Origin of the sequence: Microbacterium fluminis, assembly GCF_051549805.1 — a bacterium.
GTDB lineage: Bacteria > Actinomycetota > Actinomycetes > Actinomycetales > Microbacteriaceae > Microbacterium.
On the sequence record NZ_CP196042.1, the window covers coordinates 2098723 to 2118456 of the forward strand.

17 protein-coding genes are annotated in these 19734 nt (G+C 68.9%); 16 read left to right on the plus strand and 1 reads right to left on the minus strand.

Annotation, left to right across the window (positions count from 1 at the left end; translation table 11 throughout):
* Positions 1-73 precede the first annotated feature (73 nt).
* Positions 74-886, minus strand: coding sequence for a CPBP family intramembrane glutamic endopeptidase (locus tag ACSJDX_RS10130; protein ID WP_438354971.1), 813 nt, complete (start codon positions 884-886; stop codon positions 74-76).
* Positions 887-1110: 224 nt separating this feature from the next.
* On the opposite strand from ACSJDX_RS10130, the gene ACSJDX_RS10135 reads away from it, so the two are divergent.
* The 16 genes from ACSJDX_RS10135 (at position 1111) to ACSJDX_RS10210 (ending at position 19705) form a co-directional block, all read left to right on the plus strand.
* A complete protein-coding gene (locus ACSJDX_RS10135; protein ID WP_438352558.1) occupies positions 1111-2733 on the plus strand; it encodes a peptide ABC transporter substrate-binding protein in 1623 nt (540 codons plus the stop codon).
* A gap of 159 nt (positions 2734-2892) precedes the next feature.
* Positions 2893-3822, plus strand: coding sequence for an ABC transporter permease (locus ACSJDX_RS10140; protein WP_438352559.1), 930 nt, complete (start codon positions 2893-2895; stop codon positions 3820-3822).
* A complete protein-coding gene (locus tag ACSJDX_RS10145) occupies positions 3812-4774 on the plus strand; it encodes an ABC transporter permease (protein ID WP_438352560.1) in 963 nt (320 codons plus the stop codon). The genes ACSJDX_RS10140 and ACSJDX_RS10145 overlap by 11 nt, the downstream gene beginning before the upstream one ends.
* Entirely contained in the window at positions 4771-6444 is a 1674-nt protein-coding gene (locus ACSJDX_RS10150; protein WP_438352561.1) for a dipeptide ABC transporter ATP-binding protein, read from the plus strand. Before ACSJDX_RS10145 ends, ACSJDX_RS10150 begins: the two co-directional genes overlap by 4 nt.
* 89 nt (positions 6445-6533) lie before the next feature.
* On the plus strand, positions 6534-7040 hold the full coding sequence (locus ACSJDX_RS10155) for a hypothetical protein (RefSeq protein ID WP_438352562.1): 507 nt from the start codon (positions 6534-6536) through the stop codon (positions 7038-7040).
* 238 nt (positions 7041-7278) lie between these two features.
* Positions 7279-8262 carry an ABC transporter permease gene (locus ACSJDX_RS10160; protein ID WP_438352563.1) on the plus strand — a complete coding sequence of 328 codons (984 nt, stop codon included), beginning with the start codon at positions 7279-7281 and terminating at the stop codon, positions 8260-8262.
* A 1-nt stretch (position 8263) separates the two neighbouring features.
* Positions 8264-9190: an ABC transporter permease gene (locus tag ACSJDX_RS10165; RefSeq protein WP_438352564.1), complete on the plus strand. Its 927-nt coding sequence runs from the start codon at positions 8264-8266 to the stop codon at positions 9188-9190.
* Positions 9183-11327, plus strand: coding sequence for an ABC transporter ATP-binding protein (locus tag ACSJDX_RS10170; RefSeq protein WP_438352565.1), 2145 nt, complete (start codon positions 9183-9185; stop codon positions 11325-11327). The genes ACSJDX_RS10165 and ACSJDX_RS10170 overlap by 8 nt, the downstream gene beginning before the upstream one ends.
* A 65-nt stretch (positions 11328-11392) precedes the next feature.
* A complete protein-coding gene (locus ACSJDX_RS10175) occupies positions 11393-13075 on the plus strand; it encodes an ABC transporter family substrate-binding protein (RefSeq protein WP_438352566.1) in 1683 nt (560 codons plus the stop codon).
* Positions 13076-13267: 192 nt separating this feature from the next.
* Complete coding sequence (gene typA / locus ACSJDX_RS10180; RefSeq protein ID WP_438352567.1) at positions 13268-15178, plus strand: translational GTPase TypA; 1911 nt, start codon at positions 13268-13270, stop codon at positions 15176-15178.
* A gap of 45 nt (positions 15179-15223) precedes the next feature.
* Positions 15224-15985: an AzlC family ABC transporter permease gene (locus ACSJDX_RS10185; protein WP_438352568.1), complete on the plus strand. Its 762-nt coding sequence runs from the start codon at positions 15224-15226 to the stop codon at positions 15983-15985.
* On the plus strand, positions 15982-16296 hold the full coding sequence (locus ACSJDX_RS10190; protein WP_438352569.1) for an AzlD domain-containing protein: 315 nt from the start codon (positions 15982-15984) through the stop codon (positions 16294-16296). Before ACSJDX_RS10185 ends, ACSJDX_RS10190 begins: the two co-directional genes overlap by 4 nt.
* Positions 16297-16342: 46 nt before the next feature.
* Positions 16343-16759, plus strand: coding sequence for a DUF6113 family protein (locus ACSJDX_RS10195; RefSeq protein ID WP_438352570.1), 417 nt, complete (start codon positions 16343-16345; stop codon positions 16757-16759).
* 9 nt (positions 16760-16768) lie between these two features.
* Entirely contained in the window at positions 16769-17089 is a 321-nt protein-coding gene (fdxA, locus tag ACSJDX_RS10200) for a ferredoxin (protein WP_438352571.1), read from the plus strand.
* Position 17090: 1 nt separating this feature from the next.
* Positions 17091-18200, plus strand: a complete 1110-nt coding sequence (gene dapC / locus ACSJDX_RS10205) for a succinyldiaminopimelate transaminase (protein WP_438352572.1) — start codon at positions 17091-17093, stop codon at positions 18198-18200.
* A 209-nt stretch (positions 18201-18409) separates the two neighbouring features.
* Positions 18410-19705 carry a citrate synthase gene (locus tag ACSJDX_RS10210; protein WP_438352573.1) on the plus strand — a complete coding sequence of 432 codons (1296 nt, stop codon included), beginning with the start codon at positions 18410-18412 and terminating at the stop codon, positions 19703-19705.
* Positions 19706-19734 lie beyond the last annotated feature (29 nt).

Here is a 19734-nt window from a genome sequence, read left to right on the forward strand (position 1 = left end):
TGCAGTCTCGCTGAGGAACGGCGGATGCCGGGGGCCAGGGCGCGGCGAGCGGACAGTGGACGGATGCGCGAGCTCAGGGCGTGGGCGAGACCGTCGGCGTGGGGGAGAGGGACCCCGAGGGAGTCGGGGCCGGCACGGGGCCGAACAGGGCGGGCCACAGGGCCACGGCGAGCGGGTACCCGACGAACGCGATGACGTCGATCAGCGTGTGGGCGACGACGAGCGGCATCACGCGGCCCCAGCGCCGGTAGCACCAGCCGAACACCAGACCCATCACGAAGTTGCCGAAGATCGGTCCGATGCCCTGATAGGCGTGGTAGGCCGCGCGCAGCGCCGCGGTGGACAGGATGATCGTCCACGGTCCCCACCCCTGCCGCCGCAGCCGGTCGAACAGGTACCCGAGGAAGATCACCTCTTCGGTGAGCCCCGCGCGCAGGGCCGAGAGGATCAGCAGCGGCACCGTGTACCACGCGGCGTCCAGCGGCGCCGCCTGCACCTGGACCGTGATCCCCAGCGCCCGCCCCGCCGCGTAGAGGGCGAGCCCCGGCACGCCGATGACGACGATGAGCAGGATGCCGCGCCCCACGTCGCCGCCGAACCGGCGGAAATCCAGCCCGATGCGCCGCAGGGCGCTCGCGCCCGGCTCCCACAGCAGGTACACGACCAGTCCGACGAGGGCGAGGTCGAAGAAGACAGCGAGCGTCTGGTAGATCACGTCCCACAGGGCGGCCGTGTCCTGCGTCGGATTCAGCTGCGTCTGCTGCTGCCCGAGCGGGGTCGGGGTGAGCAGGCGGCGCACCAGCGAGAGCACGGAGTACACCGCGGACTGGCCCACCGTGACAGCCAGGACGAGGCCGATCTCCCACCACCGTCGGGACCGGGCGATCTGCCCCCAGGATGCGGCGGGAGAGGCATCCCGCCACTGGTTCTCGGACGAATCGGCGCTCACCTTGTCAGATTGCCATACCAGGACTCGGTTGAGTTAAAGGTCTGTAACGTTTTCGCCGACCGTTTTGACCACAGCGCGGCGTTTACTTAGTGTTTCCCTATCCGCGCCCCAGCATGCCCCGGCTCCGCTGAGGGCGCATCACCCTTGCACAGGAGGATAAATTGAAGCGCTCCAAGATCGCCCTCGCGGGCATCGCGCTGCTGGCTGCCGGGAGCATCGCGCTCGCCGGCTGCGCCGGCGGTGGCGGCGGCACCAGCACCGGATCGGGCGGCGGCAACGCCACCGCCATCGTCAGCACCAACGGCTCCGAGCCGCAGAACCCGCTGATCCCGACCAACACGAACGAGGTCGGCGGCGGCAAGATCCTCGACTCGATCTTCGCCGGTCTGGTCTACTACGACGCCACGGGCGCCCCGGTCAACGACATGGCGGAGTCGATCACGGTCGACGACCCGCAGAACCTGACGGTCAAGATCAAGCAGGGCCAGAAGTTCTCCGACGGCACCGAGGTCAAGGCCGACAACTTCATCAAGGCCTGGAACTACGGCGCGCTCCTGTCAAACAAGCAGCTCAACAGCTACTTCTTCGAGGACATCAAGGGCTTCAGCTACGACGCCGACTCCCCGCTCACGGGCCTCGTGAAGGTCGACGACTACACCTTCACGATCGCGCTCACCAAGCCCGCCGCCGACTTCGCGCTGCGCCTGGGCTACTCCGCGTTCTTCCCGCTGCCCGATTCGGCGTTCACCGACATGGCCGCGTTCGGTGAGAACCCCGTCGGCAACGGCCCGTACAAGCTGGCCTCGACGGGTGCGTGGCAGCACAACGTGCAGATCGACCTGGTCAAGAACGCCGACTACCAGGGTGGCCGTGCCGCGAAGAACGGCGGTCTGAAGATCGTCTTCTACGCGACGCAGGATGCCGCCTACGCCGACCTCCTGGGCGGCAACGTCGACGTCATCGACGGCATCCCGTCGTCGTCGCTGGCCACGTTCCAGACCGACCTGGGCGACCGCGCGGTCAACCAGCCGGCCGCGATCTTCCAGTCCTTCACGATCCCGGAGCGCCTCGCGCACTTCTCGGGCGAAGAGGGAATGCTGCGTCGTCAGGCGATCTCGATGTCGATCAACCGCCCGGAGATCACCAAGACGATCTTCCAGGACACCCGCACCCCCGCCAGCGACTTCACCTCGCCGGTCATCGCGGGCTGGTCGGACTCCCTCACGGGTGCCGACGTGCTGAAGTTCGACGCCGCCAAGGCGAAGGACCTGTGGGCCAAGGCCGACGCCATCTCGCCGTGGACGGGCACCTTCCAGATCGCGTACAACTCCGACGGCGGACACCAGCCGTGGGTCGACGCGGTGACCAACTCCATCAAGAACACCCTCGGGATCGACGCCTCCGGCGCTCCGTACCCGACGTTCAAGGAGGCGCGCAGCGCGATCACCGGCCGCACCATCCAGACGGCGTTCCGCACCGGTTGGCAGGCCGACTACCCGGGTCTGTACAACTTCCTCGGGCCGCTCTACGCGACCAACGCCTCGTCCAACGACGGTGACTACTCCAGCGCCGAGTTCGACAAGCTGCTCTCGGACGGCATCAGCTCGACCGATACCGCCACCCAGAACAGCGACTTCCAGAAGGCTCAGGAGGTCCTCCTGAAGGACCTGCCGGCGATCCCGCTCTGGTACTCGAACGTCGACGGTGGCTTCAGCGACCAGGTGCAGAACGTCCAGTTCGGCTGGAACTCCGTGCCGCTGTACTACGAGATCACGAAGCAGTAACGCTTCCTGACCCGACCGCGAGGCGGTGGCGATTCGTCACCGCCTCGCGGCCTGCTCAGCCACCCCCTCGCGCCAGGGCGCCGCACGCGGCACGATGCTGTCATCAGCTCGTACGTGCGGCATCGCGCGACGCAGTCCCCACGTTCGGAAAGAGAGCGGATGCTCGGCTACATCCTCAGACGTCTGCTGCAGGTGATCCCCGTCTTCTTCGGGGCCACGCTGCTCATCTACTTCATGGTGTTCGCGATGCCGGGAGACCCGATCCTCGGTCTCTTCGGCGAGCGCACCCCCGCACCGCAGGTCATCGAAGCCCTGCGTGCGCAGTACCACCTGGACCAGCCCTTCATCGTCCAGTACTTCTACTACGTCACCGGCGTCTTCCGCGGTGACCTCGGCACGACCTTCTCCGGACAGTCCGTGAACGAGGTCCTCGCCCGCACGCTGCCCGTCACCGGCCGCCTCGCGATCATGGCGATCGCGATCGAGTTCACGCTGGCGATCATCATCGGCACCGTCTCGGCGATCCGCAAGGGCAAGCTGTTCGACAACGTCTCGCTCGTGGTCGCGCTGCTGTTCGTGGCGCTGCCGATCTTCGTGTTCTGCTTCCTCGCGCAGTACTTCCTGGCGATCCAGCTCGGGTGGTTCAAACCGACGGTCGGATCGCAGAACAACTGGGGCGACCTGTGGCTGCCGGCCCTCGTGCTCGGGTTCAGCCTGTTCGCGACGAGCATGCGCCTGATGCGCGGCTCGGTCATCGACACGCTCAACCAGGACTGGGTGCGCACCGCCTACAGCAAGGGCCTGCCGCGACACCGCGTCATCCCCGTGCACGTGCTGCGCAACTCGCTCATCCCGGTCATCACCAACTCCGCGACGAACTTCGGCGTGCTCCTCGTCGGCGCCACCGTCACCGAGGGCATCTTCAACATCCCCGGCGTCGGCAACACGCTGTACCAGGCGGTCACCCGCGGCGAGGGCCCCACGGTCGTGTCGTTCGTGACCGTCTTCGTCATCATCTACGTGCTGGTCAACCTCGTCATCGACCTCCTGTACGGCTTCCTGGACCCGAGGATCCGCTATGTCAAATAACGTCCAGGGCGGTGGCCCCGTCTCCACAGAGCATTACGTCGCGCCGATCAAGTCCGACACGGTCGCGGTGGACGTCCTCCACATCGCCGACAAGAAGAGCAACCTCTGGCTGGATGCCTGGCGCGATCTGCGTCGTCGGCCCACCTTCTGGATCGCGCTGGCCGTCATGGCCGTCATCATCCTGATGGCGATCTGGCCGACCCTGTTCACCCAGGTGCCGCCCGACCGCGACTGCCAGCTCGCCAACAGCAACGGAGGCCCGGCGCCCGGGCACCCCCTGGGCTTCACCTTCCAGGGCTGCGACACCTTCGCGCGCATCGTGTGGGGAGCGCAGACGTCGCTGAGCGTCGGTCTCATCGCCACCGCGATCGGCACGATCATCGGCCTGATCATGGGCGCGCTGGCCGGCTTCTACGGCGGATGGCTCGACTCGCTGCTGTCGCGCATCGGCGACATCTTCTTCTCGATCCCCTACATCCTCGCCGCCATCGTGGTGATGAGCGTGTTCTCCCAGTACCGCAACGTGTTCACGCTGGCGTTCGCGATCGGCGGGTTCGCCTGGGCGTCCACCGCCCGCGTCGTGCGCGCCGAGGTGCTGCGCGTGAGGCAGGCCGACTTCGTGATGGCCTCGCGTGCGCTCGGGCAGTCGCGCTTCCGCATCCTGCTGAGCCACGTGATCCCGAACGCCATCGCGCCGCTGCTGGTCGTCACCACGATCAGCCTCGCCGCGGCGATCGTCGCGGAGGCGACCCTGTCGTTCCTCGGCGTCGGGCTCGGCGGCAGCGTCATGTCGTGGGGCAACGACATCAGCCAGGCCCAGCAGTCGTTGCGCGTCGCACCGATGGCTCTCATCTGGCCGTCCCTCGCGCTCACCGTGACGGTGCTGGCGTTCATCCTTCTGGGCGAGCTCATCCGAGACGCCATCGACCCGAGAGCGAGGGCGCGCCGATGAGCGGAACCACTCCCGCCACCCCGCTGCTGAGCATCCGCGATCTGAAGGTCGCGTTCGGCGCGCGGGAGGTCCTGCACGGCGTCAGCTTCGACATCTTCCCCGGCGAGACCGTCGCCATCGTGGGCGAGTCGGGCTCGGGCAAGTCCACGACGGCGTCCGCGATCGTGAACCTGCTCCCCGGCACGGGTACGGTGACCGCCGGCAGCATCACGCTGGACGGCACGGAGCTCACCGAGCTCACCCGCACCGAGATGGAGCGCGTGCGCGGTCGCGAGATCGGCTACGTGCCGCAGGACCCGATGTCCAACCTCAACCCGGTGTGGTCCATCGGCTTCCAGGTCAAGGAGGCGGTGCGCGCGAACGGCATCGCCACCGGTCGCAAGGCCGTCGAGGCGCGGGCCATCGAGGTGCTGCAGCAGGCGGGTCTGTCCGACGCCGACAAGCGGCTGCACCAGTTCCCGCACCAGTTCTCCGGCGGAATGCGCCAGCGCGCGCTGATCGGCATCGGCCTCGCGGCCGACCCGCAGCTGCTCATCGCCGACGAGCCCACCTCGGCGCTCGACGTCACAGTGCAGCGCGTCATCCTCGACCACATGGCGAAGCTCACGCGCGAGAAGGGCACCTCGGTGCTCCTGATCACGCACGACCTGGGCCTCGCGGCCGAGCGCGCCGAGCGGATCGTCGTCATGAAGGACGGCGAGATCGTCGAGGCCGGTCCCAGCCGTCTCATCCTCGAGAACCCGGTGCACCCGTACACGAAGCGGCTCGTCGCGGCGGCGCCCAGCCTCGCGTCGCAGCGCATCCAGGCCCGCGCGGAGGACCGCGGCATCGAGACGATGGAGGATGTCGCCGCGATCCCGCCGACGCTCCGTGTCCGCGACCTCACCAAGGACTACAAGATCCGGCAGGGCGGTTTCCGCAGCATCCCGTTCCGCGCGGTCGACGGGGTGTCGTTCGACATCCCGCGCGGCAAGACCCTCGCCCTCGTGGGCGAATCCGGGTCGGGCAAGTCCACCGTCGCGAAGATGGTCCTGGCGCTCGAGCCCGCGACCTCCGGCTCGATCGAGATCGACGGGAAGAACATCGCCGCTCTCCGCAGCAGCGAGGTGTTCGACCTGCGTCGCCGCATGCAGCCGGTCTTCCAGGACCCGTACGGATCCATCGATCCGCTGCGCAACATCGGCAACACGATCGCCGAGCCGCTCAACATCCACAAGGTCGGCGATCAGGCGTCGCGCCGCACGCGGGTGAAGGAGCTGCTCGACCAGGTGTCGCTGCCGCAGGAGCTCGCCACGCGCTACGCCAACGAGCTGTCCGGCGGTCAGCGTCAGCGCGTCGCCATCGCGCGCGCCCTGGCGCTCAAGCCCGACATCGTCATCCTCGACGAGGCGGTGTCGGCGCTCGACGTGCTGGTGCAGGACCAGATCCTGAAGCTGCTCGCCGAACTGCAGTCCGAGCTCGGCCTCACCTACCTGTTCATCACCCACGACCTCGCCGTCGTGCGCGTGGCGGCGGACCTGGTGTGCGTCATGGAGCGCGGCAAGGTGGTCGAGCAGGGCACGGTCGACGAGATCTTCGCCAACCCGTCCGAGGACTACACGCGACGCCTGCTCGACGCGATCCCCGGCGCCTCGATCCCGCTGGGCGGCGGCGCGGGCGGCGGACTCTGAGCGGCTCCGGTCCCGGCACGGGGGATGCGGCATCGCGCCGCGTCTTCCGTGCCACCTCCGGCACGGTCACGCTCATCGTCGCCGGCGCGGTGGCGGTGTTCCTCCTCGGCGACGCCGTGCTGCGCGCCGGCTGGGGGCAGATGCTGCTGCTGGCCCCGTGGGTGCTGCTGGTGCTGTGGGGCATCTACGTCACGATGTTCGCGTCGATGATCCAGACGGATGCCTCGGGTGCGACCGTGCAGAACTATCTCCGTCGCACCCGGGTCCCCTGGAGCGTCGTGACCGACATCCGCCTGCGCTATCAGGTGGTGCTGGTCCTCGGCGACGGTGAAGGTGCGAAACAGCTCAGGGCCTTCGGAGGCCCGGTCGCGGGCAGGCCAGGCCGTCCGAGAAGGGCCGATGCCGACCGCGCCCACCGCGAGCCTCCGGCGCTCCGAGAGGTCGAGCTCATCCGCGATCAATGGCAGTCCGCGGTCGGCTCGGACGCCCGCGGAGGCGTCGCGACGCGCTCGTGGGACCTTCCGGCGACGGGAGTCCTGGTCGGGCTCGTCGTGTGGGCGGTTGTCGCCGTGCTCATCACGGGCGGACCTTCCTGATCGCACTGATGCGTGCGGCATCCTGATCCGATGCATTTTGCGAGCTCGTCACGAAATGTTACGTTCGTGCAAAGACTCCTCACAGCTCGCGTTCATGGTGGAACGCAGGGTTAGGGTCGATTCACCGGGTGACACCCGGGAACCCTCCGAGGCCGCGGCCCACCAGGCGGCGACCGCTCGATGAAAGATCGACGATGACGTCTCTGACTGCCCTGAACCAGCACGTGGGAACCACTCGATGACCCTGTACATCGTCCGGAGATTCATCAACTACGCGATCCTCAGCCTGGTCGCGACCTGCATGGCCTACATCCTGGCGAGTCTCGTACTCGATCCCGCCGAGCGGTTCTACGGCAAGAACCCCCGCCCGCCGCAGGAGTCGATCGACGCGTCGCTGAACGCGATGGGCGTCAATCCCGACGTGCCGGTGCTCGTGCGCCTGTGGAACTGGCTCGTCAACCTGTTCACGCACTTCTCGCTCGGCACCACGGTGGGCGGTCAGCAGGTCACCGAGGAGATCATCGCCCGATCGGGGGCGAGTCTGCGGCTCCTGCTGATCGGCTCGCTGATCGGCGCCGTCCTCGGCGTGATCCTCGGGGTCTGGGGCGCGGTGCGGCAGTACCGCGCCAGCGATCAGATCGTGACCTATTCGTCGTTCCTCGTCTTCGCGATGCCCACGTTCGTCATCGGCGTCCTGCTGATGATCGGTGCCACCTCGTTCAACAACCTCATCGGCACCCAGGCGATCCGCTTCACCGGCGAGTACACCGCGGGGATATCGGGCAGCTGGTGGGATCTCGCGCTGGATCGGGCCATCCACCTCCTGCTGCCCACGATCGCTCTCGCGCTGATCGGCGCCGCCTCGTACTCCCGCTACCAGCGCAGCGTCATGCTGGACGTGCTGGGCGCCGACTACATCCGCACGGCGCGCGCGAAGGGCCTGCGGCGCAACAGCGCGCTCGTGCGCCACGGCGTGCGCATCGCGCTCATCCCGATGACGACGTTCTTCGCCTACAGCTTCGGCACGCTCATCGCCGGCTCGGCGATGCTCGAGATCGTCTTCAGCTGGCGCGGAATGGGCCAGTTCACCCTCGAGGCGGTGACGAAGAACGACATCAACGTGATGGCGGGGTCCACCCTCTACATCGCCGTGCTGGTGCTGCTGTCGTCGACCCTCTCAGAAGTGCTCTACGCGGCACTCGACCCGCGAGTGAGGAGCTGACGTGACCGTTCTGCAGGAGGAGGCGGTCGAGGCATCCCTCGACGCCGACGCCGTCGTGACGGGGGCGCGCCGTCCGCTGTCGCGCAACCGGCTGGTGTGGCTGCGCCTCAAGAGCATGCCGCGATTCTGGGTGGGGGCGGGGGTGTTCGCCTTCATCGTGCTGTGGGCGTTCACCGGGCCGCTGCTGTACCCGTTCTCGCCGACCGACCGCGACGTCTACAACATGAACATGGGCCCCACGCTCATGCACTGGTTCGGCACGAACTCGATCGGCCAGGACATCTACGCCCAGACCCTGTCGGGGCTGCAGAAGTCGCTCGTGATCGGATTGATCGCCGGGCCGGTCGCGACGATCATCGCCGCCGTGGTGGGATCGGCCGCCGGCTACCTGGGCGGCTGGCCCGACAAGGTGATCGGCTGGTTCGTGCACCTGCTGCTGGTGATCCCGTCGTTCTTCATCCTCGTGCTGCTGAGCCCGATCTACAAAGGCCTGTCGTGGGTGGCGCTCACGGTGTTCCTGGCGATCTTCAGCTGGATGATCATGGCGCAGGTGGTGCGCAGTCAGACCCGTTCGCTGCGCAACCGCGACTTCGTGCGTGCCGCACGCTACATGGGCATGCCCACGGGCGCGATCCTGCGCCGGCACATCATCCCCAACATCGCGTCGCTCCTCATCATCGACGCCACACTCGGGGTGGTGACCGCGATCCTCTCGGAGACGTCGCTGAGCTACTTCGGCTTCGGCGTGCAGAAGCCGGATGTCTCGCTCGGCACGTTGCTGGCCGACGGCACCGCCGCCGCGCTCACCCGGCCGTGGCTGTTCGTCTTCCCCGCGATGGTGCTGATCGCGCTCCTGTTCGCGATCAGTCTGATCGGCGATGCCCTGCGCGATGCGATCGACCCGACCTCGGGGGTGAACCGTGGCTGATCCGATCGTGCAGATCCCGGCCTCCCGGCGCGATCGCTCCGGCACGCCGCTGTTGTCGGTGCGCGACCTCAGCGTGACGTTCCCGCAGCGCGGCGCCGACCCCGTGCAGGCCGTGCGCGGCATCTCGTACGACATCCACCCCGGCGAGTTCCTCGGGATCGTGGGGGAGTCGGGCTCGGGCAAGTCGGTGTCCTCGCTCGCGGTGATGGGCCTGCTGCCGTCGACCGCCCAGGTCGACGGCGCGATCGAGTTCGAGGGTCGGTCGCTGCTGGGCATGGACGACGCGCAGCTCTCCCGCATCCGCGGCAAGGAGCTGGCGATGGTCTTCCAGGACCCGCTGTCGGCGCTCACCCCGGTGTACTCGGTCGGTCATCAGATCGGCGAGGCGCTGCGCCTCCACGATGCGCGCCTGTCCGCGCAGGCCGCCGAGGCGCGCGCGATCGAGCTGCTGAAGACCGTGGGCATCCCCGACGCCACCCGTCGGGCGCGCGCGTTCCCGCACGAGTACTCGGGCGGCATGCGCCAGCGCGCGATGATCGCGATGGCGATCGCGAACGACCCGAAGGTGATCATCGCCGACGAGCCGACCACGGCCCTCGACGTGACGATCCAGGCGCAGATCCTCGAGGTGCTCGAGACGGCCAAGGACATCACCGGCGCCGCCGTGGTGCTCATCACCCACGACCTCGGCGTGGTCGCCGGCCACGCCGACCGCGTGGGCGTGATGTATGCGGGCAAGCTGGTCGAGATCGGCACCACCGATCAGATCTTCCACGAGCCGCACATGCCGTACTCGATCGGTCTGCTGCGTTCGGTGCCGAACATGCTCACCGCCGGCAGCCAGCGACTCGTCCCGCTCGAGGGGCGCCCGCCGTCGCTGAGCCGGCTCCCGCGCGGATGTCCGTTCGCCGCGCGCTGCCCGATCGCGATCGACGAATGCCGATCGGTGGAGCCCGAGCTGCAGGCCTACGACCCCGGCAGCGAGCCGCCGCACCTGGCGGCGTGCATCCGCTCGGGCGAGATCGCCCGGGGCGAGCTGACCCGCGCAGAGGTGTTCCCGCGGCCCGAGCCGCTGCCCGCGGATGAGATCGCCGACACCGACGACGCCCCGGTGATCGTGGTCGAAGACCTCAAGCGCCATTTCCCGCTGATGAAGGGCGCGGTCTTCCCCCGGCGCATCGGCACCGTCCGCGCCGTCGACGGCGTGAGCTTCCACCTGCGGCCCGGGCGCACCCTGGGGCTGGTGGGCGAGTCGGGATGCGGCAAGACCACCACGATCCTCGAGATCATGGAGATGACCAAGCCCCAGCACGGGCGGATCACGATCCACGGCAAGGACGTCTCGACGCTCTCGCGCACCGACCTCAAGGGTCTGCGAAAAGACGTGCAGATCGTCTTCCAGGACCCGATGGGCGCGATCGATCCCCGCCTCCCGATCGGCGAGGTGATCAGCGAGCCACTGCTCGTGCAGGGCGCGTCCAAGGCGACCCGCGATCAGCGCGTGGTGGAGCTGCTCGACCTGGTCGGCCTCGACCCGGCGATGGCCGACCGCTATCCGCATGAGTTCTCCGGCGGTCAGCGGCAGCGCATCGGGATCGCTCGGGCACTGGCCACCGACCCGTCGGTGATCGTGCTCGACGAACCGCTCTCCGCCCTCGACGTGTCGATCCAGGCCGGAATCATCAACCTCCTCGAAGACCTCAAGGACCGCCTCGGCCTCTCCTACGTCTTCGTCGCGCACGACCTCGCCGTGGTGCGGCAGATGGCCGACGACGTGGCGGTGATGTACCTCGGCGCGGTGGTCGAGCAGGGGCCGATCGGCGAGGTGTTCTCCCGCCCGCGGCATCCGTACACCAAGGCGCTGATCTCGGCCGCGCCGATCCCCGATCCGCGCATCGAGCGGGGACGCACCCGCATCCTGCTGCAGGGCGACCTGCCGAGTCCGACGCAGGAGATCAGCGGATGCCGCTTCCGCACCCGGTGCCCGCTGTACGCGCTGATCGACGAATCGCGACAGAAGCTGTGCCGCGAGACCGATCCCGCGCTCGCGCCGCACGGCGCCGCACGCGTGGCCTGCCACCACGTCGACCAGTCGTCGCTGGTGGACGTCGTCGCCGAGGCGGCAGCCGCGTCCTAGACCTCCGCCGCGGCGGCACCAGGCCGCGACGGACTCCCCAGAAGAGAAACGAGAGGAACGATCACATGATGAGGACTCGAAGCGCCAGAGCGCTCGGCTCTCTGACGATGCTCGGCGTCGCCGCGCTCATCGTCTCGGGCTGTGCCGCGGGGAACACCGGAAGCCCGACGGGCTCGCCGTCCAGCAGTGCCGAACTGCCCTCCACCGCGTGGGAGCGCGCCGACGCCGCCGGCGTGAAGGACGGCGGCACGCTGACGCTGGCCGTCGGTTCGCTGCCGGTGCAGTTCAACATCAACGAGGTCGACGGCAACGAGGTCGACACCGTCAACCTCACCGCGGCCACGACCGGCGGACCGATCAAGGTGCAGGAGGACGGCACCCCCGTCGTCGACGAGAACTACGCGACATCGGCCGAGGTGACCAGCACCGATCCGCAGATCGTGGAGATCAAGCTCAACCCGAAGGCGGTCTGGGAGGACGGCACGCCGATCACGGTCGCCGACTACCAGGCGTTCTGGAAGGCGCAGAACGGGTCGAACACGGCCTACACCTCCGCCTCGACGGCCGGCTGGTCCGACGTGAGCGCGATCGATCAGGGCACCGACGAGTACGACATGAAGGTCACGTTCTCCACGGTGTACGCCGACTGGCAGGCCCAGTTCACCGGCGGACTGCTCCCCAAGGCGATCTCGAGCGACCCCGAGGCCTACAACAACGGGTACCGCACGAAGGCCGTCCCCTCGAGCGGGCCGTTCCGCATCTCGAACATCGACGCGACCGGCCAGGTCGTGACGCTCGAGCGCAACCCGAAGTGGTGGGGACAGACGCCCAAGCTCGACACCGTGCTCTACAAGGCCGTCAGCCAGGATCAGCAGGGCTCCTCGTTCGCGAACAGCGAGATCGACGCGCTGTACATCTCGGCCAACGCCGACCTGTACCAGACCGCGCAGAGCCGGGCCGACGCGGCGATCCAGACCTCGGGCGGCCTCACCTGGACGCACGTGACGATGAACGCCAAGTCGGGTCCGCTGTCGGACGTGAACGTGCGCAAGGCGGTCGCCTCGATCGTCAACCGCGAGCAGATCGCGGCTTCGGCGAACACGCCCGTGGGCGCCCCGCCGGTCACGCAGGGCGACTACATCTTCATGCCCGGCCAGAAGGGCTACCAGGACAAGGCGCTGCCCTACGACGTCGCCGCGGGGGAGAAGTTCCTCCAGGACGCCGGGTACACCAAGGACGGCAACGCGTGGACGAAGGACGGCCAGGCGCTCAAGCTGACCATCACGGTGCCTGCCGACACCGCGACGAACATCCAGCGCTCGGAGCAGGTGCAGGCCGACCTCACCGACGCCGGCATCCCGGTCGAGCTGGTGACGGTCCCCGCGCAGCAGTACTTCAGCGACTACGTCATCCCGGGCAACTACGAGATGGTGTCGTTCTCGTGGCAGGGCACGCCCTTCCCGATCTCGTCGTCGGAGGCGCTGTTCTACCCGCTGACGTCCGAGTCGAACTTCACCGGCACCACCGATGAGAGCCTCGGCGCGCTGTTCGACCAGGCCAACACGGAGCTCGACCCCGCCAAGCGCATCGAGGAGGCGAACAAGATCAACGAGACCATCTGGAACTACGCTCCGATGTTCCCGATCGCGCCGCTGCCGAACGTGTACGCGGTCAAGCAGGGTCTCGTGAACTGGGGCGCGGTGCAGTTCGAGACGATCGACTGGACGACGGTCGGCTGGAAGGCCTGATCGTCTGACGCCGCGACGTTTCCGGTCGCACGCGGGGCGGGTTCCTCCGGGAACCCGCCCCGTCGGCGTTCCCGGGCTCCCGGGAGACTCCCGGATGCCTGCGGTAGGCTGGAACGCCGACCCGCAGAGTCTGCTCCTGGCGAGCGCGCTCGGGTCGCGGCATCCTCTTCTCCCTCTGCAAGGAACTCCTCCATGGCGCGCGCCCTCCGTTCAGATCTCCGCAACGTCGCGATCGTCGCGCACGTCGACCACGGCAAGACCACGCTCGTGGATGCGATGCTGCGCCAGACCGGCTCCTTCGGCTCGCACGAGCACATGGAAGAGCGCGCGATGGACTCGAACGACCTCGAGCGCGAGAAGGGCATCACGATCCTCGCCAAGAACACGGCGATCACCTACAACGGCGCCCACACGGACACCCCGATCACGATCAACGTGATCGACACCCCCGGCCACGCCGACTTCGGCGGCGAGGTCGAGCGCGGCCTGTCGATGGTCGACGGCGTCGTGCTGCTGGTGGATGCCTCCGAGGGCCCGCTCCCGCAGACCCGCTTCGTGCTGCGCAAGGCCCTCGAGGCCAAGCTCCCCGTCATCCTGCTGGTGAACAAGACCGACCGCCCCGACGCGCGCATCGCCGAGGTCGAGGGCGAGGCGCACGACCTGCTGCTGGGCCTCGCGTCCGATCTCGTCGACGACGTGCCCGACCTCGACGTCGACGCGCTGCTCGACGTGCCCGTGGTCTACGCGAGCGGACGCGCGGGCGCGGCATCCCGCACCCGTCCGGCCAACGGATCCCTCCCGGACAACGACGACCTCGAGCCGCTGTTCGAGGCGATCCTGGAGCACGTGCCCGCGCCGGCGTACGACGACGAGGCGCCGCTGCAGGCGTGGGTCACGAACCTCGACTCGTCGCCGTTCCTCGGCCGCCTCGCGCTGCTGCGCGTCTTCAACGGCACGCTCAAGAAGGGGCAGACCGTCGCCTGGGTGCGCGCCGACGGCACCACCAGCAACGCCCGCATCACCGAGCTCCTCAAGACCCGCGCGCTCGAGCGCTACCCGGCCGAGGACGCCGGCCCCGGCGACATCGTCGCCATCGCCGGCTTCGAGGACATCACGATCGGCGAGACGATCGCCGACCCCGAGGACATCCGTCCGCTCCCGGCGATCACCGTCGACGACCCCGCCATCTCGATGACGATCGGCACGAACACCTCGCCCCTCATGGGCAAGGTCAAGGGCCACAAGCTCACCGCCCGCATGGTGAAGGATCGCCTCGATCGCGAGCTCATCGGCAACGTCTCGCTCAAGGTGGTCGACATCGGCCGCCCCGACGCGTGGGAGGTGCAGGGCCGCGGCGAGCTGGCGCTGGCCATCCTCGTCGAGAACATGCGGCGCGAGGGCTTCGAGCTCACCGTCGGCAAGCCGCAGGTGGTCACCAAGAAGGTCGACGGCAAGACCTACGAGCCGTTCGAGCACCTCACGATCGACGCGCCGGAGGAGCACCTCGGCGCGATCACGCAGCTGCTCGCTGCCCGCAAGGGCCGCATGGAGAACATGACCAACCACGGCACCGGCTGGGTGCGCATGGAGTTCATCGTCCCCTCGCGCGGCCTGATCGGCTTCCGCAGCGAGTTCCTCACCACCACCCGCGGTACGGGCATCGCGAACGCGATCTCGCACGGCTACGAGCCGTGGGCCGGTCAGATCGTGACGCGGCAGAACGGCTCGATCGTGGCGGACCGCATGGGCGTCGTCACCCCCTTCGCGATCATCGGACTGCAGGAGCGCATGTCGTTCTTCGTGCAGCCGACGCAGGAGGTCTACGAAGGCATGGTCGTGGGCGAGAACTCGCGCGCCGACGACATGGACGTCAACATCACCAAGGAGAAGAAGCTCACCAACATGCGGGCGTCGACCTCCGACTCGTTCGAGTCGATGACGCCGCCGCGCACGCTCACCCTGGAGGAGAGCCTCGAGTTCGCCCGCGACGACGAGTGCGTCGAGGTCACCCCCGAGATCGTGCGCATCCGCAAGGTGAACCTCGACGCGACCGAGCGCGGTCGTGCGGCCTCGCGTCTCAAGCGCCAGGATGCCAACGCCTGAACCGTGGCCTGCGATCCCGCGCGAGCGGGTCGCTAGGCTCGCTCCATGACCGCCGTGCCTGATCCGCACGCGCGGCGGGCGTGGCGGGACGGGCTCGGAGTGGCGCTGGCCACGAGTGCGTACGGGATCTCGTTCGGAGCGCTGGCGGTGGCATCCGGTCTGGACATCTGGCAGACGTGCGTGCTCAGTCTGCTCATGTTCACCGGCGGATCGCAGTTCGCCTTCGTCGGGGTGATCGGGGCCGGGGGACTCGCCGCCGCGCCGGCCGCGATCGCGTCGGCGGCCCTACTGGGGGTGCGCAACGTCGCCTACGGCATGCGGATGTCTCCTGTGATCGGCGGCGGATTCTGGAGGCGGGCGGCCGCGGCGCAGTTCACCATCGACGAGTCGACAGCCGTGTCGCTGGCACAGGAGTCGCCGCGTGCCCGTCTGCTCGGATTCTGGGTCACCGGACTCGGCATCTACCTCGGCTGGAACCTGTCGACCCTCGCCGGCGCGCTGCTGGGCGATGTGCTCGGAGACGTGCGGGCCTACGGATTGGATGCCGCCGCCGCGGCGGCGTTCCTCGCGCTGCTGTGGCCCCGGCTGCGCCGCCGTCAGGCCATCGCGGTCGCGGCGGCGGCCGCCGTCGTGGCGGTCGTGCTGACCCCCGTGCTGATGCCGGGGCTGCCGGTGATCGTCGCGGCACTGGTCGCCATCGTCGTGGGCTGGTCCAACTGGCTGGGGCGAGACGCGTCGGCGGGCGCCACGGGAGTCGCGACGGGCCGAGAGCCCGACGACGTGCCCGAGCGGGAGGGACTGCCGTGACGCTGTGGAACGCGGTGCTGCTGGCCGCGATCATCTGCGTCGCGCTGAAGACCCTCGGCTACCTCGTGCCGGCGGCCGTCCTCGAGGCCCCGCGCCCGGCCCGCATCGCCGACCTGCTCACCGTCGCGCTCCTGGCCGCCCTCGTCGGGGTGCAGACGCTCGCGGCCGGGCAGTCGGTCGTGGTCGACGCGCGCGTCCCCGCCCTGCTGGTGGCCGCGGGCCTCCTGCTGCTGCGCGCGCCGTTCCTCGTCGTGGTGATCGCGGCCGCGGCCGCGGCCGCACTGCTGCGGCTGTGGGGATGGGCGGCGTAGCGCGGCATCCGGCCGCCGCACAGTCGCCGAGTTCTAGACTGACGCGGTGAACTTCTCCTGGTCCCGTGTGGCCACCTGGGCCATCGCGCTCGTGGTCGGCGCCGTCTACGGCGTGGCGGGCACGATCGCGCAGAGCTACCTGCTCGGCTGGTTCCCCCTCGGCCTCGTGCTCGCCGTGATCGGCAGCGCCGCGCTGCTGCTGGCCGTGCGGCTGCTCAGCGACGACCGGTGGGCGGCGCTGGCCACCGGTCTCGGGATGATGGCGACGACGCTGATCTTCTCCGGGCGCGGCCCCGGCGGGTCGGTGATCGTGCCGCAGGCGCCCGGGGGGCAGGTGAGCCCCGGGATCGTCTGGACGATCGTCGTTCCGCTGCTGGTGGCGCTCGTGGTCGCGTGGCCGGACTTGACGAAGGTGCGCGTGCGGACGACCGCGTCGCAGAGCACGCCCCCGCGGGCGAACTAGACTCGGACCATGACGTATGTGATCGCTCTGCCGTGCGTCGATGTGAAGGACCGCGCCTGCATCGACGAGTGTCCGGTCGACTGCATCTACGAGGGCGAGCGCTCGCTCTACATCCACCCCGACGAGTGCGTCGACTGCGGTGCGTGCGAGCCGGTCTGCCCCGTCGAGGCGATCTACTACGAAGACGATCTGCCCGAAGAGTGGTCGGACTACTACAAGGCCAACGTCGAGTTCTTCGACGACGTGGGCTCGCCCGGCGGCGCGGCCAAGGTGGGAGTGATCGCGAAGGATCACCCGATCATCGCCGCGCTCCCGCCGCAGGACCACTGACGTGGGAGTCGCCGATCTGGCGGACTACCCCTGGGATGCGGTCGCGCCGTACGCGCAGCGCGCGCGTGCGCACCCCGACGGCATCGTCGACCTGTCGATCGGCTCACCGGTGGATCCCACGCCGTCCGTCGTCGCCGAGGCGCTGACCCGCGCGACCGACGCGCACGCCTATCCGCAGACCGTCGGGAGCCCGGCCCTGCGCGAGGCGATCGTGGACTGGTACGCGCGCCGCCGGAACACCCCCGGCCTGACGCCCGCCGACGTGCTGCCCACGATCGGGTCGAAGGAGCTCGTCGCCCTCCTCCCGCTGCTGCTGGGCCTGGGCGCCGGCGACGCCGTGGTGCACCCGCGGGCCGCCTACCCCACCTACGAAGTGGGCGCACGGCTGGTCGGCGCGGAGCCCGTCGCCTCGGACGACCCCGCGGAGTGGCCCGCGCACACGCGGCTGGTGTGGCTGAACACCCCCGGCAACCCCGACGGGCGGGTGCTGGACGCCGTGCAGCTGCGAGCGGCGATCGACCGCGCCCGCGCGCTCGGCGCCGTCCTCGTCTCGGACGAGTGCTATGCGGAGCTCGGCTGGGACGGCCTCTGGTCGACCCGGCCCATCCCCGGCATCCTCGACGCCGACGTGGCGCGCGGGGATCGCCGCGGCATCCTCTCGGTCTACTCCCTGTCGAAGCAGTCGAACCTCGCCGGGTACCGCGCGGCATTCGTCGCCGGCGACCCCGAGCTCGTGGCGCGACTGCTCACCGCGCGCAAGCATCTCGGTCTGATGGCGCCGGGTCCCGTGCAGGAGGCCATGGTCGCGGCCCTCGGCGACGACGCGCACGTCGCCGCGCAGAAGGAGCTCTACCGGAGGCGCCGCGACGTGCTCAAGCCGGCCGTGGAGTCGGCGGGCTTCCGCATCGACCGCAGCGAGGCGGGACTCTACCTGTGGGCGACGGAGGGGCGCGATGCCTGGGAGAGCCTCGACCGACTCGCGGGCCTGGGCATCCTCGCCGGCCCCGGGCATTTCTACGGCGCGCATCACCCACAGCACATCCGCCTGTCGCTCACCGCGACCGACGAGCGGATCGCCGCCGCCGCCCGGCGTCTGCACGCCTCCGCCTGACCGACGGCACACGCCCGGCTGGAGGATTCCTCCAGCCGTCTGCACGGGGCGTTGGCGTGTGCGTCAGTAGGTTCGCCCGCCCACTAGGCTGTATGAGCGCGGCGGTGGGACATCCTCCACCCCGGACCGGCCCACGACGGACGATGCGACGACAGCTCTCCCCGAAGCCGACGGCACCCCTGACCGACCAGAAATCGCAAGGAGGCTTCGTGAGCGACGCGGGCACCCAGCACGAGAAGGCCACTCTCACGATCGGTGGAACGGCGGCCGAGTTCCCGGTGCTGGAAGGCACCGACGGCATCCCGAGCGTCGACATCTCGAGCTTCACGCGGCAGACCGGGCACACGACCCTCGACTACGGATTCGTCAACACGGCGGCCACGCGATCGGCGATCACCTACATCGACGGCGACCAAGGCATCCTCCGCTACCGCGGCTACCCGATCGAGCAGCTCGCGCGCAACAGCAACTACCTCGAGGTCGCCTGGCTGCTCCTCTACGGTGAACTGCCCAGCGCGAGCGAACTGGCGGACTTCGACGACCGCATCCGTCGCCACACCCTGCTGCACGAAGACCTCAAGCGCTTCTTCTCGGCCCTTCCGCACACCGCGCACCCCATGTCGGTGCTGTCCTCCGCGGTGTCGGCGCTGTCCACCTACTACGAGGGCCAGACCGACCCGCACAACCCCGAGCACGTCGAGCTCAACACGGTGCGGATGCTGGCGAAGCTCCCCGTGATCGCGGCCTACGCCCACAAGAAGAGCATCGGTCAGGCGTTCCTGTACCCCGACAACTCGCTGAGCTTCGTCGACAACTTCCTCAAGCTGAACTTCGGTGTGCTCTCCGAGCCCTACGAGGTCGACCCGGTCATGTCGCGGGCGCTCGAGCTGCTGCTCATCCTGCACGAAGACCACGAGCAGAACGCCTCCACCTCGACGGTGCGCCTCGTCGGCTCCACCGGTGCCAACCAGTTCGCCTCGATCTCGGCCGGGATCCACGCCCTCTCCGGTCCGCTGCACGGCGGCGCCAACGAGGCCGTGCTGAACATGCTGGGCCGCATCCGCGACTCGGGAGAGAGCGTCGAGCGCTTCGTCGAGCGGGTGAAGAACAAGGAGGAGGGCGTCAAGCTCATGGGCTTCGGCCACCGGGTCTACAAGAACTACGACCCGCGCGCCAAGCTCGTGAAGGAGTCCGCCGACCAGGTCCTCGAAGCCCTCGGGGTGAGCGACCCGCTGCTGGATCTGGCCAAGGAGCTCGAGCAGATCGCGCTCGAGGACGACTACTTCAAGGAGCGTCGTCTGTACCCCAACGTCGACTTCTACACCGGCGTCATCTACAAGGCGATGGGTTTCCCGACGCGCATGTTCACGGTGCTCTTCGCGATCGGCCGGCTTCCCGGCTGGCTGGCCCAGTGGCGCGAGGCCGTCGAGGACCCTGCCACCAAGATCGGTCGCCCGCAGCAGCTCTACGTCGGTTCGCCCGAGCGCCAGTACCCCGGGGCCTGACCCCACCTCGCTCGAGCGGCGACGCATCG